Origin of the sequence: Algoriphagus algorifonticola, from assembly GCF_007655305.1 — a bacterium.
Classification (GTDB): Bacteria; Bacteroidota; Bacteroidia; order Cytophagales; family Cyclobacteriaceae; genus Algoriphagus; species Algoriphagus algorifonticola.
In genome coordinates this window covers 168970-183251 of sequence record NZ_VLOG01000019.1, presented here as the reverse complement: position 1 = coordinate 183251, position 14282 = coordinate 168970, and the positions used below count along the sequence as shown (strand labels likewise).

The 14282-nt window shown below is 38.8% G+C and carries 14 protein-coding genes (1 of these 14 running past the window's edge); 13 read left to right on the top strand and 1 reads right to left on the bottom strand.

Translation table 11 applies throughout. From position 1 onward, the window contains the following. The first annotated feature begins 7 nt into the window (after window positions 1-7). The 8 genes from FL972_RS04550 (at window position 8) to FL972_RS04515 (ending at window position 8913) form a co-directional block, all read left to right on the top strand. Window positions 8-541, top strand: coding sequence for an RNA polymerase sigma factor (locus FL972_RS04550; protein ID WP_144603901.1), 534 nt, complete (start codon window positions 8-10; stop codon window positions 539-541). Continuing rightward, entirely contained in the window at window positions 541-1365 is an 825-nt protein-coding gene (locus FL972_RS04545; RefSeq protein WP_144603900.1) for an anti-sigma factor, read from the top strand. Before FL972_RS04550 ends, FL972_RS04545 begins: the two co-directional genes overlap by 1 nt. Window positions 1366-1459: 94 nt before the next feature. Then, on the top strand, window positions 1460-1915 hold the full coding sequence (locus FL972_RS04540) for a DUF2721 domain-containing protein (RefSeq protein WP_144603899.1): 456 nt from the start codon (window positions 1460-1462) through the stop codon (window positions 1913-1915). After that, window positions 1908-2858 (top strand): glycerophosphodiester phosphodiesterase family protein, encoded by a 951-nt coding sequence (locus tag FL972_RS04535; protein WP_144603898.1) that lies wholly within the window; start codon window positions 1908-1910, stop codon window positions 2856-2858. The genes FL972_RS04540 and FL972_RS04535 overlap by 8 nt, the downstream gene beginning before the upstream one ends. Beyond that, window positions 2848-3864 carry a threonine aldolase family protein gene (locus tag FL972_RS04530; RefSeq protein WP_144603897.1) on the top strand — a complete coding sequence of 339 codons (1017 nt, stop codon included), beginning with the start codon at window positions 2848-2850 and terminating at the stop codon, window positions 3862-3864. The genes FL972_RS04535 and FL972_RS04530 overlap by 11 nt, the downstream gene beginning before the upstream one ends. Window positions 3865-4040: 176 nt before the next feature. Beyond that, a complete protein-coding gene (locus tag FL972_RS04525; protein ID WP_144603896.1) occupies window positions 4041-5303 on the top strand; it encodes a replication-associated recombination protein A in 1263 nt (420 codons plus the stop codon). 208 nt (window positions 5304-5511) lie between these two features. Next, on the top strand, window positions 5512-6840 hold the full coding sequence (locus tag FL972_RS04520) for a M16 family metallopeptidase (RefSeq protein WP_144603895.1): 1329 nt from the start codon (window positions 5512-5514) through the stop codon (window positions 6838-6840). Window positions 6841-6867: 27 nt separating this feature from the next. Beyond that, complete coding sequence (locus tag FL972_RS04515; protein WP_144603894.1) at window positions 6868-8913, top strand: M16 family metallopeptidase; 2046 nt, start codon at window positions 6868-6870, stop codon at window positions 8911-8913. Between the two features lie 227 nt (window positions 8914-9140). On the opposite strand, the gene FL972_RS04510 is transcribed toward FL972_RS04515, so the two are convergent. After that, window positions 9141-10781, bottom strand: a complete 1641-nt coding sequence (locus FL972_RS04510; RefSeq protein WP_144603893.1) for a M61 family metallopeptidase — start codon at window positions 10779-10781, stop codon at window positions 9141-9143. A 149-nt stretch (window positions 10782-10930) separates the two neighbouring features. Between FL972_RS04510 and rpmH the strand changes: the two genes are divergently transcribed. The 5 genes in view from rpmH to FL972_RS04485 are tightly spaced (at most 44 nt apart) and all read left to right on the top strand, a layout consistent with a single transcriptional unit that may run on beyond the window. After that, window positions 10931-11089: a 50S ribosomal protein L34 gene (gene rpmH, locus FL972_RS04505; RefSeq protein ID WP_073570883.1), complete on the top strand. Its 159-nt coding sequence runs from the start codon at window positions 10931-10933 to the stop codon at window positions 11087-11089. 44 nt (window positions 11090-11133) lie between these two features. After that, entirely contained in the window at window positions 11134-11514 is a 381-nt protein-coding gene (gene rnpA, locus FL972_RS04500; protein WP_317129921.1) for a ribonuclease P protein component, read from the top strand. Beyond that, on the top strand, window positions 11507-13171 hold the full coding sequence (locus FL972_RS04495) for a S41 family peptidase (protein WP_144603892.1): 1665 nt from the start codon (window positions 11507-11509) through the stop codon (window positions 13169-13171). The genes rnpA and FL972_RS04495 overlap by 8 nt, the downstream gene beginning before the upstream one ends. 1 nt (window position 13172) lies before the next feature. Then, entirely contained in the window at window positions 13173-13859 is a 687-nt protein-coding gene (gene tsaB, locus FL972_RS04490; RefSeq protein ID WP_144603891.1) for a tRNA (adenosine(37)-N6)-threonylcarbamoyltransferase complex dimerization subunit type 1 TsaB, read from the top strand. Beyond that, a protein-coding gene (locus FL972_RS04485) for a DUF2480 family protein (protein WP_144603890.1) crosses the window boundary here: on the top strand, window positions 13856-14282 show its 5' portion. 83 nt of this gene lie beyond the right edge of the window; the window shows 427 of its 510 coding nt (coding positions 1-427); it begins with the start codon at window positions 13856-13858; its stop codon lies beyond the right edge, outside the window. The genes tsaB and FL972_RS04485 overlap by 4 nt, the downstream gene beginning before the upstream one ends.

The following is a 14282-nucleotide window of genomic DNA, read 5'->3' as shown; positions in this document are numbered from 1 at the left end:
TTCACACTTGCAGGAAGAACAACTTATAGAAGGTCTAAGGGCCCGGGATAAAAAAACGGTCGAATACTTGTATGAAAAGTATTCCCGTGCACTGCTGGGTGTCATTTTTCGAATCATTTCTGATCAGGATATTGCAGAGGAAGTTTTTCACGATGCATTTATCAAAATCACCCGAAAAATCGACTCCTATGAGGAATCAAAAGGCCGTTTATATACATGGATGGCCAATATTTGCAGGAATTCTGCCATTGATAAACTCCGCTCCAAAGAAATTTCTCAATCCAGTAAGACCAATGGGATAGATGATTTCGTATATGGTCTTGAAAGTCAGTCAGGAACTGAGGAACATGTCGAAGGCATAGGAGTAAAAGAACTGATGAATGAGCTCAATGAGGATCAAAAATTTGTAATTGAGTATATTTATTTCAAAGGATACACCCATTCTGAAATCTCCGAAGAATTTGAGATCCCCCTCGGCACTGTTAAATCCAGAGTCCGGGCTGCGTTATTAGTATTAAAAAAGAACATAGACAGAATCTAGTGAACATTCAAGCATACATAGAATCAGGTAAATTGGAGCTCTTCTTATTAGGAGAGTTGTCTGATCGCGAGCGTGAAGAGGTTCTGGCCTTAGCTAAACAGCATCCCGAGATTCAGAAAGAGTTAGATGAGATCGAGGAAGCAATGTTAGCTTTTGACCAAGCAAGCGCTCCTATACCTTCTGCAGGGTTGAAAGAGAAAATTATGGCCGACCTTGAAAAGGACTTTGCTCCTGTAAAAGAGTTGAAGCCTACAGTCGCTCCGGAAGAGACCGGAAAGGTTGTGAAAATTTCTCCTTGGAAACCATTTGCAGTAGCGGCAAGCATTGTGGCAGTAATTGCCTCAGGTCTCGCAATATATTTTGCGAGTAAATTTTACGAAACAGAAGAACAGTTCCTTGCCTTAGTTCAGGAACAGGAAGTATTAGCTGATAATTTGAATCAGGTTAAACTCCAGTATGAAGAAACGGACTCAAGATTGGATCGTCTGGTAGCAGGTGATTTTAAAAGAGTCGAGATGAAAGGTGAGGCATTTGATATGCAAAAGGATGCTAAAGTTGATGTCTTCTGGGATCAAGGGCAGCAAGAAGTATTCATTGCAGTCAATAAATTAAATTCTTTGGGTGGAGAATATGATTATCAGCTTTGGGCGATAGGACCGGATGGTCCTGTGGGAATAGGCCTAGTCAATCCGGGCGAGCGATTTACACTACAGCAAATGCAAGCGGTAGCTGAAGCAGGAGCCTTCGCAATTACCATTGAACCTAAAGGTGGTTCGCAGTCCCCAACCTTAGAGAAGTTGGTGGTATTGGGTGAGGTCGCCTAATCTAATTAGAATTAAATTGAAGCCCGTTTTGAAAAGAACGGGCTTTTTTATTGTTTTTTCTGAACTTAGAGACTAGCAAATCATTTATTTACCCATGGAACTCCAACTTTCTACTCCGGCATTGCTTTTCTCGGCAATTACATTGCTGATGCTTGCTTTCACCAATCGATTTTTGGCCATAGCCAGTCTTATAAGGGGGCTTCACAAAAACTACATGAAGTCTCCTGACCAAGAGATAATTGTTGAGCAAATTCATAATCTGAGGAGAAGACTGACATTAATCAAAAACATGCAGCTTTTCGGAGTATTCAGCTTTTTATTATGCATCATTTGTATGTATTTGCTTTTCCAAGGTTACACGGTAGCCGCCAATTGGGTGTTTGTAGGAAGCATGGGGGCTTTGCTGGTTTCTTTGGGGCTATCCCTGATTGAGATTCAAATTTCTACCAAAGCTCTCAATTTGGAACTTTCAGATATGGAAGAGGTCTTCGAGAAGCGTAGAAGTAGCTTGGATGTATTTTTCAGAAAAGAAAATAAAAAGAATGAATAAATTATTTCTAGCGGCAGGCTGGATACTGCTTTTCATTGCATGTCAAAATAAACCCGTTGAAGAGGCTCTTGAAACTTCCGTACAGAGCGAAGTTCATCAAATCAAGCTGATCAATTTAGAAGAAACACGACAGTTTTATTCCTGGACTTCGGATAGAATTCCGATGGTTTCTGCCCATAGAGGAGGACCTTATCCCGGCTTTCCTGAAAATGCCATCGAAACTTTTGAAAATGTATTAAAGCACACTCCGGCAATTATTGAATTGGATGTGGCCATGACCAAAGATTCAGTTCTTATTTTGATGCATGATGATGACCTGAATCGGACAACCAATGGTACTGGAAAAGTCAATGAGGTTACTTTTGAATACATCAAAGGATTATTATTGGAAGATATGGAAGGGGATCTAACCGAATTCAAGGTTCCAACTTTGAAGGAAGCTTTAATCTGGGCGAAAGGAAAAGCACCTTTGACTGTGGATATAAAACGTTCGGTTCCTTTTGAAAAAGTAATTGAAACAGTCAGAGAAACAGAGTCCGAAGCCTATGCTGCTTTGATTTCATATACTTTTCCAGCTGCCAAAAAACTTCATATGCTTGCTCCGGATTTAATGCTTTCGGTGACCATCCGAAATGAAAATGAAATCAAACGTTTAGAAGAAACAGGTATACCCTGGGACCGAGTTATTGCTTTCACGGGAGTTGCTGAAAGATCAAAAGATTTTAATCAGGCCCTTCATCAAAGAGGTGTTTTCACTATTCTCGGTGTGATAGGAAACCTGGATAGAAGAGCCGAGGCTCGAGGCGATGAAATCTATGCTTCATTTATTCAGAATGGAGCAGATATCTTAGCTACCGATAGGCCCATAGAAGCAGCTCAAATTATCAAGAACTTAAGCCCAAGTAAAAGCTCAAAATCCCCCTATTTTACTCATGTTAATTGATTTAAGAAGCGACACCGTAACACGTCCTACTCCAGGAATGAAAGAAGCCATGTTTTCTGCCCCTGTAGGAGATGATGTCTTTGGAGAAGATCCAACAGTAAATGCTTTAGAGGAAAAAATAGCCAAACTATTCGGAATGGAAGCAGCGCTATTTTGTCCGTCTGGAACCATGACAAATCAGATAGCAATCCGATTGCATACCCAGATTCAAACAGAGGTCATTTGTCACAAATACTCACATATTTATTTATATGAAGGTGGAGGGATTATGGCCAATTCCTTGGCATCGGTAAAATTGTTAGATGGAGACTTGGGAAAAATCACAGCGGCGCAAATCGCGGAATCCATCAATCCTGATGATGTGCACGCTCCTGAGACAACTTTGGTTTCTCTAGAAAACACGATGAATAAAGGAGGGGGAAGTATTTATACTCTGGATGAGGTCAAACCAATTCAAAATCTCTGTCAAGAAAGGGGGATTAAGCTTCATCTGGACGGCGCGAGACTTTTTAATGCATTAGTGGCTAGTGGTGAGAAAACTCAGGATTGGGGAGCTACTTTTGATACCATTTCTATTTGCCTAAGTAAAGGCTTGGGTTGTCCTGTTGGTTCGGCTTTAGTCGGAAGCAAATCCGATATCAAACGAGCTAGAAAAGTCAGAAAAGCATTTGGTGGAGGCATGCGCCAAGCCGGATTTTTGGCTGCTGCGGGAATCCATGCGCTAGACCATCATGTAGATAGGCTAAAAGAAGATCATTCTCGTGCAAAGTCTTTGGGAGAAATGCTGGGTGATTTGCCTGTAGTATCAGAAATTTTTCCCGTAGCGACCAATATTGTCATTGCTAGATTGGAAGGAACAACTCCCGAAGAATTTATGAAAAAGCTTTCCGATCAAAATATCAAATCGGTCAAATTTGGAAAAGATCTGGTTCGTTTTGTTACACATTTGGATTTTACAGACGATCAACTGGAGGAATTTGGGAAAAGAATTAAAAAAGCAGAGTGAAGGCAGACTAGGATATTTTCCTTCTTTAATAATTCATGAGGCCTGAAAAGGCCTTTTTTTATGTTATTTTCCCATTTCAAATTGAAAAAACACTCAATTTGAAACTTTATAATACTGTGAATATTGATGTGTGATTCTTTATAGTTTCATACTTCTGATTTCCCACTTCTGAAAAAATGAATTCTACTCCCTTAGCCGAACGCATGCGACCCACCCGATTGGATGATCTGATCGGTCAAGAGCATTTGTCCTCTCCCAAATCTTTTTTATACAAGGCAATTAAGTCCGGGAATGTGCCTTCTTTGATTTTATGGGGACCTCCTGGGGTAGGAAAAACGACTATTGCCAATATCATCGCCAATGAAATCAAAGCCCCTTTTTATACCCTGTCAGCAATCAGTTCCGGTGTAAAGGACATTCGAGAGGTGATTGAAAAGGCAAAGTTCCAAATGGGCGTAGTTCTTTTTATCGATGAAATTCATCGCTTCAACAAGTCGCAACAGGATGCACTTTTAGGGGCAGTAGAAAAAGGTATTATTCGACTGATTGGGGCAACTACTGAAAACCCATCTTTTGAAGTAAATGCTGCATTACTCTCCAGATGCCAAGTATTCACATTGAATTCTTTAGGAAAAACAGAATTGGAGGCCATGATTCAGCAAGCCTTAGAACAAGATATCGAGCTCAAAAAAATAAAAGTAGAACTGAAAGAATCAGATGCGTTGCTTCGAATTTCTGGGGGAGACGGTCGGAAACTTTTGAATCTTCTTGAAATAGTAATTGATGGCATCAACGAGAATCCCTGCGTGATCACGGATGAAAAAGTGATGCAGATTGCTCAGCAAAAAGTTGCGCTTTATGATAAGTCTGGTGAGCAGCATTATGATATCATTTCCGCTTTTATCAAATCCATCCGAGGTTCTGATCCCAATGCAGCCGTGTATTGGTTGGCAAGAATGATCGAAGGAGGGGAAGATGTCAAGTTCATAGCACGCAGACTGGTGATTTTAGCTTCTGAGGATATCGGCAATGCCAATCCGAATGCCTTACTCCTAGCAACCAATTGCTTTGAAGCAGTAAAAATCATCGGCTACCCTGAGTCTCGAATCATTCTTTCTCAATGCGTGACCTATTTGGCAAGCTCGCCTAAGAGTAATGCCGCTTATATGGCGATCAATCAAGCTCAAAGCTTAGTCCGCGAAAAAGGGGACTTATCTGTACCACTTCACCTTAGAAATGCACCCACAAAATTGATGAAGGACTTGAATTATGGGAAGGCATATAAATATTCTCATGATTTCCCAGGCAATTTTGTAAATCAGGAGTTTCTGCCCGATGAGATTAAGGGAATGAGGTTATATGAGCCTGGGAAAAATGCCAGGGAAAATGAACTTAGAAAATACCTTCAATCTAAATGGGGGGAGAAATATGGGTATTGATTCCTTTTTGATATAAATCAATCAAATTAGTTTTAATCAACTTAAATTTTTTTATTTCATCTATTTATGATTTTTTAAGGGTGAATTTGTGTTTAGCGGTATATTAATTAACAATATTGAAAAATATTGTCCATTAGTGGACAGGTCAAACATTTTCAAGAATTTACAGATTTAACTTTAGTAAGAAAACAAACCCTTAATTTTTACCATGAAAAAACTAACTGCTTTAGGCTTGGTAGTTGGACTGCTAGGCAGCCCAGTTTTAGCCCAAAACAAGATTGAGTTTAAGGAATTCACTTTGGATAATGGCTTGCACGTCATTATGCACAAGGATAATTCCACTCCTATCGTCAACACTTCAGTATTGTACCATGTGGGTTCGAAAAACGAACAGCCAGACCGCACAGGTTTTGCACATTTCTTCGAGCACTTGATGTTTGAAGGAACAGAGAATATTGAAAGAGGAGAATATATGAATATCATCCAGGGAAGAGGGGGAACTTTGAATGCCTTCACCAGTAATGATATCACCTTCTACTATGAGACTGTTCCTTCAAACGAACTGGAATTGACTCTCTACATGGAAAGTGAGCGAATGTTGCATTCCAAGGTAGATCAGGTAGGTGTTGAGACCCAGCGCGAGGTTGTTAAAGAAGAATATCGTCAGCGATATGAGAATCAACCTTATGGTACCATTCTTCCTGAGACTCTAAAACGAGCTTATTCTGTGCATCCATACAGATGGGCGCCAATTGGATCTTTGGATGATTTAAATGCTGCGAAAATTGAAGAATTCCAGCAGTTCTATCAGGACTTTTACGTACCAAATAATGCCACGTTGACAATTGCAGGTGATATCGATTATGATCAGACTGAAAAGTGGGTTAAAAAGTATTTCGCCGAAATCCCAAGCAGCAATAAAGATATCTATAGACCAAAAGTCGCGGAACCTAAAAAGTCTGCGGAGATTAGAGATGTTATCTATGACAATATTCAGATTCCTGCAGTAATTCAGGCCTACAACCTTCCTCCTCAGACGCATCCGGATTCTTATGCTTTGAGCATGCTTTCAACTTATCTAACTGGTGGTAACTCTTCTTTGATGACCAAAGAGTTGGTTGATAATCAACAAAAAGCGTTGGCTATAGCAGCTATTCCTTTGGAATTGGAAGATGGAGGGTTGTTCATCATGTATGGTATCACCAATATGGGAGTTGAGCCACAAGCATTGGAGTCGGAAATCGATAAGTTGATTCAGCAGGTACAGCAGGAAGGTATTTCAGATAGAGATTTTGAAAAACTGAAGAATATTATTGAGAACAACATCGTCAGCAGTAATTCCTCAGTATCAGGTATTGGACAAAATTTGGCAGAAGCTCATGTGATTTATGGAGATACAGATTATATCAATAAGACCATGGATTATTACAGTAAAGTGACGCAAGCGGATATCAAAAGAGTAGCTAATGAATATCTTAATCTCAATGGAAGAGTGGTATTGTATTATTTGCCAAAACCAAAAGACGCTACTGAATAATTGTTTCAACTTTAAATCAACAATGAAATGAAAAAACTAATTGCAACATATATCTGCATTCTTTTGGCAAGCACCATTGGCTTTGCACAAGTAGATCGAAGTCAATTTCCAGAAGCAGGACCTGCTCCTGAGATAAAAATTGCCGATGCAGAAACTTTCAAATTAGATAATGGTCTGAAAGTTTTTGTAGTAAAAAATGATAAACTACCTCGAGTAACTTTCAATCTTGTATTGGACCGAGATCCATTAATGGAAGGAGATAAAGCTGGTTTGACTGGTTTTGTCGGCCAAATGATGATGGCTGGAACAAAAAATAGAACAAAAGATCAGTTAGATGAAGAAATTGACTTCATTGGAGCCAGCCTTTCAGCAGGCTCAACTTCGATCTTTGCTTCTTCCTTGAAAAAGCATCAGGATAAAACCTTGGAGTTGATGACTGATGTTTTGTTTAATCCTGTGTTTCCGGAAGATGAATTGGAAAAGCAGAGAAAGCAAACATTGACAGGCCTAGCCACAAGTAAAGATAATCCAAATGCCATTTCTAGTAGATTAAGTTCTGCAATGGTTTATGGCAAAGACCATCCATATGGAGAGGTAACGACTGAGGCAACTGTCAAAAATATTTCAGTTGAGGATGTTAAAGAGTATTACAATACTTTTTTCAAACCAAATATTGCTTACTTGGTGATTGTGGGTGATATGGATAAGTCCGAGGCCCAGACAGTTGTGAGGAAGTATTTCTCCAATTGGAAAGTTGGAAAAGTTCCATCATTTGAATACAAAATGCCAACAAGATCATCTGAGAATGTGGTGGGTTTGGTAGATAGAAGCTCTTCAGTTCAAACTGTAATCAATATTGCGCAACCAGTTCAATTGAAATTGGGAGATGAGGATTATATTCCAAGTAGACTGTTGAATCAAATTTTAGGAGGCGGATCTTCTTCAAGACTATTTGTAAACCTTCGGGAGGACAAAGGCTATACATATGGAGCTTATTCATCCATTGGTTCTGACAGATTAGTTTCACAAATCTCTGCCAATGCATCCGTCAGAACAGAAGTAACTGATTCGGCCGTGGTTGAATTCCTTCATGAGTTCAATAAAATTGTAGAAGAGGGAGTAACAGAAGAGGAATTGGAAAAAGCAAAAGCTAACCTTTCTGGTTCTTTCGGTAGATCATTGGAAAGTCCTTCCACCATTGCAAACTTCGCACTCAACATCGAACGCTATAATCTACCTTCAGATTATTATAAAACGTATTTGCAGAAACTCAATGCACTTACTGTTGCTGATATCAATGCTACTGCCAAAAAACTTATAGAGCCTGATAAACTGTATATCACGGCAGTAGGTAATGGCTCAGAGATAAAGGAAAAATTGGCTCGTTTTGGGGAAGTGAAAATGTATGATAACATGGGCTTCCCAGCTAAGGAATTAACTGCAGATGCAGATATGACTGCTGAGATGGTGATGGAAAATTACTTAGCAGCGATAGGAGGAAAAGATAATGCACGATCTATTCAAACGGCTTCCATAGCTATGGAAGCAGAAGTGATGGGAAATAAATTGACCCTTCAAGCTGTTTATGATGCTAGAGGTGGCAGGTATGGACAGAAGACACTCATCATGGGAAATGTGATGCAAAGCACCACTATTCTTGAAGACAGTGGATCTATCAGCGCTCAAGGTCAAACTATGGAATTGACTGGAGAGCAGTTTGAAATGGCGAAAATCAACTCATATCTGTTCCCTGAAGCTTGGTACGAAAAATTAGGATACTCTGTGGAATTGGACGGATTGAAAGATGTAGAAGGAACTCCCGCCTATAAAGTGTTGATCAAGGCCCCTTCAGGAGCTCAATTAGTCAATTATTATGCTGCAGACAGCGGTCTAAAAATCAAAAATGAAAATCCAGCCTCAGGTGATACCTTTTACTCGGATTACCAAGAAAAAGAAGGGGTTCTTTTCCCTATGGTTTGGACGATCAAATCTCAGATGATTCCAGTTCCCTTAGAAGCTAAGATTACCTCTTTGGAAATTAACCCTGAATTGACAGCAGAGGACTTTCAATAAAAGTTCTTCTCTTAGGAAAATGTGAAAAGCGGAGATTATTCTCCGCTTTTTTTAACCCGAAATATGCAGTAGACTTCTTATTACGAGCCCAAACCTCTTCAAAATCAATCGCTTTGCTGTATTTAGCTCAATCACGGTAGCTGTGCTATGCTTCATTCTCCGCCTCAGGCGGATTGATTTTATTGCGGTTTGATCTCTCACTACAGATTCTAATGCATAATCCGGGTTTAATTTCTCCATTTTTGCATTAGTGATGTTTCTTCCATTTTTTTCACCTGAACTATTGGAAAGAAATTTCCATCTTCACTATAGGATAATTGATGCTGTCCTCCATTCAATCTTTTAATTTCAAGAGTGATTTGGGGAGATTTGATTTTGCTTTCAATGATCTCATCGCCTACCATCAAATTAAAGTAGGCTGGACTTTCAGGATGGATTTTCTGAATTTTACCATCTTTTTCAATGATTCCCAGCTGTCTGGCTAGAATTTCTTCATTTGGACTCTTTGTAATTTTCATGCCAAAGGGCAGAATTAACTGCTCCAACAACTTGAGAATATCCTCATTCCCTGCTATAAATTTTCTGAAAAATTCTTGGCTGTCCCAATGACCTTCTCGCTTATGGATCAGCTTCCAGAAAGTCTGTAAATCATATCCGATATTAAGTTTGCCAAATTTCTGCCAGGCTTCCCTCATAAATTCGGTTAAGGATGAACCCTGTTGAAGCAATTCCAAATCAATTGCGAATGCAACCAAGCAGCCATTTGCATAGATGTTTTGTTTTCGGTCAGGAATTCCCTCTTGATATCCATCTAGCCATAAATCCAGAGAGGAGTCCAGAAGGCTTTTATTCCTCCAGCCAAAATTTGAACTCACTCGCCTGATTATTTTATTGAGTTCTTTTAAATATTCATCCAAATCAAAAAAATCGGATTTTAGCAAATATAGGTCACCCATGTATGTGGTGATTCCCTCCAAGACCCATCCGGCTTCGCTATAATTCTCTTTTGAAAAATCATAAGGCAATAGTTCTTTGGGCCTTATTCGGCAAACATTCCAGGCATGATAGAGCTCATGACAACTTACTCCCATCAAATCTCCAAATTGTTCTGGACTGGAAAGTTCGTGGGCTGGACCTAAAGTAATCACTGTTCCCTTTTTATGCTCAACTCCATGGAAATGCTTGTATGGTAATAGTTGGAAAATAAAGTGATACTCATGTTCAGGAAACTCTCCAAAATCAGCAATTAATTTATTCGTAAATTTTTTGAAAGGTTGGATCAATTGTTCTTTAGGAAATAGCACCTCACCATTTATCCAGACATTAAATTGGGTACGATTGGATTCGTAACTCCAATAGGTTAATTTTTTTGAAGCAAGAAATGTGGAGTCGGCGAGTTCTTGAAAGCTTTCTGCCAAAAAAATTCCACTTGATTCTCTGCGTAAAGTGCAGACAAAATCTTTAAATCGTGAATCTTGTATTTCAATTGTATAAGGAAGACTATCAGATGATTTTACTTCGAAGCAACAATTGACGAAGTTGATATAAAGCTGCTGATCGTCCATCCAGCAAGATCCCGCATCCATTTTTCCAGCAAAATATTCATAGTTTAAAAAATATGTCTGGTTTTCTTTGGCATCGAAAGCCCAACAGTCTTTACTATTCTTCCGAAGCTGTATTGATTTTCCTTGTTGGTCAGAAAGACTGATTTTTCGAATATTTTGAGCGTAATTCGCAAATTGATAACGTCCTGCGCGCCATGATGGCAGCTGTAATTGTATTTCGCCCGATTGTGATACAGGTATTTTAAGTTCAATTTCGAGGAACTGTGATAGTGGATTTGAGCTTTTAAATAGAAATTCGAACATGAATTAAGGTATTGACTTTCAACAATTGTAAAGGTACAGTTTGTATTTAAAAAAAGGCTGCATATCTTTGCAGTCCTTTTTGGAGGGTAAGCCGGAAGGCCAATTCCAAATAGACCATAAAGAAAGCAATCAGTTAAAGATATTCCATCATGAAAAGAACATTCCAGCCTTCTCGCAGAAAAAGAAAAAACAAGCACGGCTTTAGAGAAAGAATGTCCACTGCCAACGGTAGAAGAGTTCTTAAAGCCAGAAGAGCAAAAGGTAGAAAGAAACTATCTGTATCCTCTGAAAAGACCTTGAAGAAGTAATTCTTCAAGGTAGTTTTCGTATTTTTAATGCGGATCCTTACCTGATGATGAATTACAAACTTCCCAAGAGTGAAAGGCTTCATGCCCAAAAGTCTATTAAGGAACTTTTTAACGAAGGTTCCTCTTTTTTTTTATACCCTTTTAAAGTCCTGTATTTAATCAAAAAGCAGGACGGGGAAACTAATCAGATACTTTTCTCCGTTTCAAAAAAGAAAATCAAGAAGGCTGTTAATAGAAATTTGATTAAGCGAAGGATGAAAGAGTCCTACCGTCTTAACAAACATTCACTTCCAAATCTTGAGGCAGGATTGCATATTGGTCTGATATATGTAGCTTCAGAACCCTTAGATTTTGCAACTATTTCCAAGAAAGTTGTATCTATTTTACAACAAATTTCCACCCAAGTTTCCGAACATCATGAGTAATCAATTAAAGCGATATAGTATAATCATCCTTTGTGGAGGATTGCTGTTGACTGGTTTTTTTGCATTTAAGGCAAAAAATGACAAGTTATTCGCTCTAGCCAAGAATATAGATATTTTCGCAACCTTAGTTCGGGAACTGGACTCATATTATGTGGATGAAATCGACCCAGATGAATTGGTTTCAATTGGAATTAATGCCATGCTTGAGGAATTGGATCCTTATACTGAGTATGTTCCAGAAGAAGAATCTGCTGATTTCAGGATGTTAACCACAGGAGAATATGCAGGGATTGGTGCTTTGATTGGAGGAAGAGGTGAAGGGAATATTATTATAATGCCTTATACTGGTTTTCCTGCCCAATCTGCGGGGCTGAAAATCGCTGATCAGCTTTTGAAAGTGGACTCAGTTGATGTTTCAAAAAAGAATACCTCAGAAGTTTCTGATTTACTGAAAGGTCCTGCTAACACCCCTGTCAAAATAAAAGTCAAAAGAAATCTCGATACCTTGGAGTTTAACTTGGTCAGAAAGAAGATTTCCCTCAAGAACGTACCATATTATGGTAAGCTTGATGAAAAGACGGGTTATATCAAATTGGGAGACTTTACTACCAATGCTTCCCTAGAAGTGAGAAATGCATTGATTGCTTTGAAAAACCAAGGGGCTGAAAAGCTTGTATTAGATCTAAGAGATAACCCAGGTGGTCTTTTGAGTGAGGCAGTGGAGATAGTGAACTTGTTTATCCCTAAGGGGAAAGAGGTGGTAAAAACTATAGGCAAGCTGGAAAATGTGAATTTCACTTATAAAACTACTAAAACTCCTTTGGATAAAGATATCCCGCTTGTCGTATTGATTAATGAAAGAAGTGCTTCTGCCTCAGAAATTGTGGCTGGTGCTCTGCAGGATTATGATCGTGCAGTTTTGATTGGAAGGAAGTCTTTCGGAAAGGGTTTGGTTCAAACCACTATTCCATTAACATATAATGCCCAAATGAAAGTAACTACCGCTAAATATTATATACCAAGCGGTAGATGTATTCAGGCGATAGATTATGCTCAAAGCAGAGAAAATGGCGAGGTATATTCTATTCCTGACTCTTTGAGAAAGGAATTCAAGACAAAAAATGGAAGAATAGTAAGGGACGGTGCTGGTATTGAGCCTGATGAGATCATAGAATCTAAAACATACGCTCCTATTACCTATAGTCTTGTAGCGAGAAATCATGTTTTTGACTATGCCACTGAATATTTTTATAAGCATCCATCGATAGGTAAGCCTAGAGAGTTCAGTATATCGGATGAGGATTATCAGAATTTCATTAAGTGGCTTGAAGGGAAGGAGTATGATTACACGACTTATTTAGAGAAGTCTGTGTCTGATATGAAAAAGAATGCCGAAAAGGCACCTTATTATGATGAAATAAAAGATCAAATTGAAGCCTTAGAAAAAAGGGTGAATCATAGTAAAGAACAAGATTTGATCACTTATAAGGATGAAGTGAAAAAAGTAATTTCTGAAGAAATCGTTTCCCGATATTATTTTCAGGAAGGAATGATCGAAGCCGGGCTTTTGAAAGATAAGGATGTGCTGAGAGCTTTGGAAGTGATTAAACAACCTTCTCAGTTTGGTATGATTTTGACGGCATCTGCAAAAAAATAACATGGCGTATATCCTTTCTATAGAAACAGCTACGGACAAACTGTCGATTGCCCTACATCAATCAGGTCAATTGCTTTCTATGAAAGAGCTCAACGAAAAAGGAGTTCATGCTGAAAAAATCATGGAGTTGATCGATGAGGTTTTAGATACCACAAATCTTCGAGCTTCAGATTTAAAGGCAGTTGCAGTTTCGGAAGGTCCCGGCTCTTATACTGGGTTGAGAATAGGGGTTTCTACTGCAAAAGGTATTGCTTTTGCTTTAGGACTGCCCCTCATAACAGTGAATACGCTTCAGGCTTTGGCTTATCAGGCTAAAGAAGAAAATGAAGACTTCCGTATTATCGCAATGCTAGACGCCAGGAGAATGGAAGTTTATAGTCAGGTTTTTTCAAATGAAGGAAGTGTGAAAAGAGCATTAGAAGCAGAGGTTTTGACAGAGGAGGTCTATCAATCTTATTTGGATTTAGGAAAAGTTTACTTCATAGGAGATGCAGTAGGAAAGGCAAGTCAAGTTATTTTGCATGAAAATGCCGTTTTTTTAGAGAACCAGGTCAGTGCAGAATCTGTTGGACGGATTGCATGGGAGAAGTATCAGAATAAGGAGTTCGTTAATTTAGCATACTTTGTCCCTAATTATCTGAAAGAATTTAAAGCACTCCATTCCAAAAAAAATCCATTATTGCAATGAGTGAAATAGTTAATAGAGTTGCCCAGAGTGCTATCGTATCTTTAAACTTGGAAGAAAGTTATCCTAGAGAGGAGCGACTTGAATTTGATTTGAAGCCTTTTTTATTTCAGGAATTGATTTTAAAAGAAAAGGAGTTTAGAGCCTCCTTGAAGGAATTGGATTGGTCTGATTATTCAGATAAATGGGTGGCGATTAATTGTTCTGCTGATGCGATTGTTCCTACTTGGGCTTATATGTTAGTTGCAACTTATTTGGAAGGAGTTGCCAAAGGTTTTGTAGTGGGAAGTCTTTCTGACCTTGAAAATTTCATTACGGAAAAGTATTTGGAGACTTTGGATTTGGAAATGTTTGACGACAGACCGGTTGTTGTCAAAGGCTGTAGTGATTTACCGATTCCTTTATATGCATACGGAAGATTAATTT

Excerpts from the sequence above, each read along its gene's own strand:
- FL972_RS04525 (WP_144603896.1), top strand. The coding sequence starts at position 4,041 with ATGAATTCTACTCCCTTAGCCGAACGCATGCGACCCACCCGATTGGAT.
- rpmH (WP_073570883.1), top strand. The coding sequence starts at position 10,931 with ATGAAAAGAACATTCCAGCCTTCTCGCAGAAAAAGAAAAAACAAGCAC.
- FL972_RS04510 (WP_144603893.1), bottom strand. The coding sequence starts at position 10,781 with ATGTTCGAATTTCTATTTAAAAGCTCAAATCCACTATCACAGTTCCTC.
- FL972_RS04540 (WP_144603899.1), top strand. The coding sequence starts at position 1,460 with ATGGAACTCCAACTTTCTACTCCGGCATTGCTTTTCTCGGCAATTACA.
- FL972_RS04530 (WP_144603897.1), top strand. The coding sequence starts at position 2,848 with ATGTTAATTGATTTAAGAAGCGACACCGTAACACGTCCTACTCCAGGA.
- FL972_RS04520 (WP_144603895.1), top strand. The coding sequence starts at position 5,512 with ATGAAAAAACTAACTGCTTTAGGCTTGGTAGTTGGACTGCTAGGCAGC.
- FL972_RS04495 (WP_144603892.1), top strand. The coding sequence starts at position 11,507 with ATGAGTAATCAATTAAAGCGATATAGTATAATCATCCTTTGTGGAGGA.
- FL972_RS04535 (WP_144603898.1), top strand. The coding sequence starts at position 1,908 with ATGAATAAATTATTTCTAGCGGCAGGCTGGATACTGCTTTTCATTGCA.
- FL972_RS04515 (WP_144603894.1), top strand. The coding sequence starts at position 6,868 with ATGAAAAAACTAATTGCAACATATATCTGCATTCTTTTGGCAAGCACC.
- tsaB (WP_144603891.1), top strand. The coding sequence starts at position 13,173 with ATGGCGTATATCCTTTCTATAGAAACAGCTACGGACAAACTGTCGATT.
- rnpA (WP_317129921.1), top strand. The coding sequence starts at position 11,134 with ATGATGAATTACAAACTTCCCAAGAGTGAAAGGCTTCATGCCCAAAAG.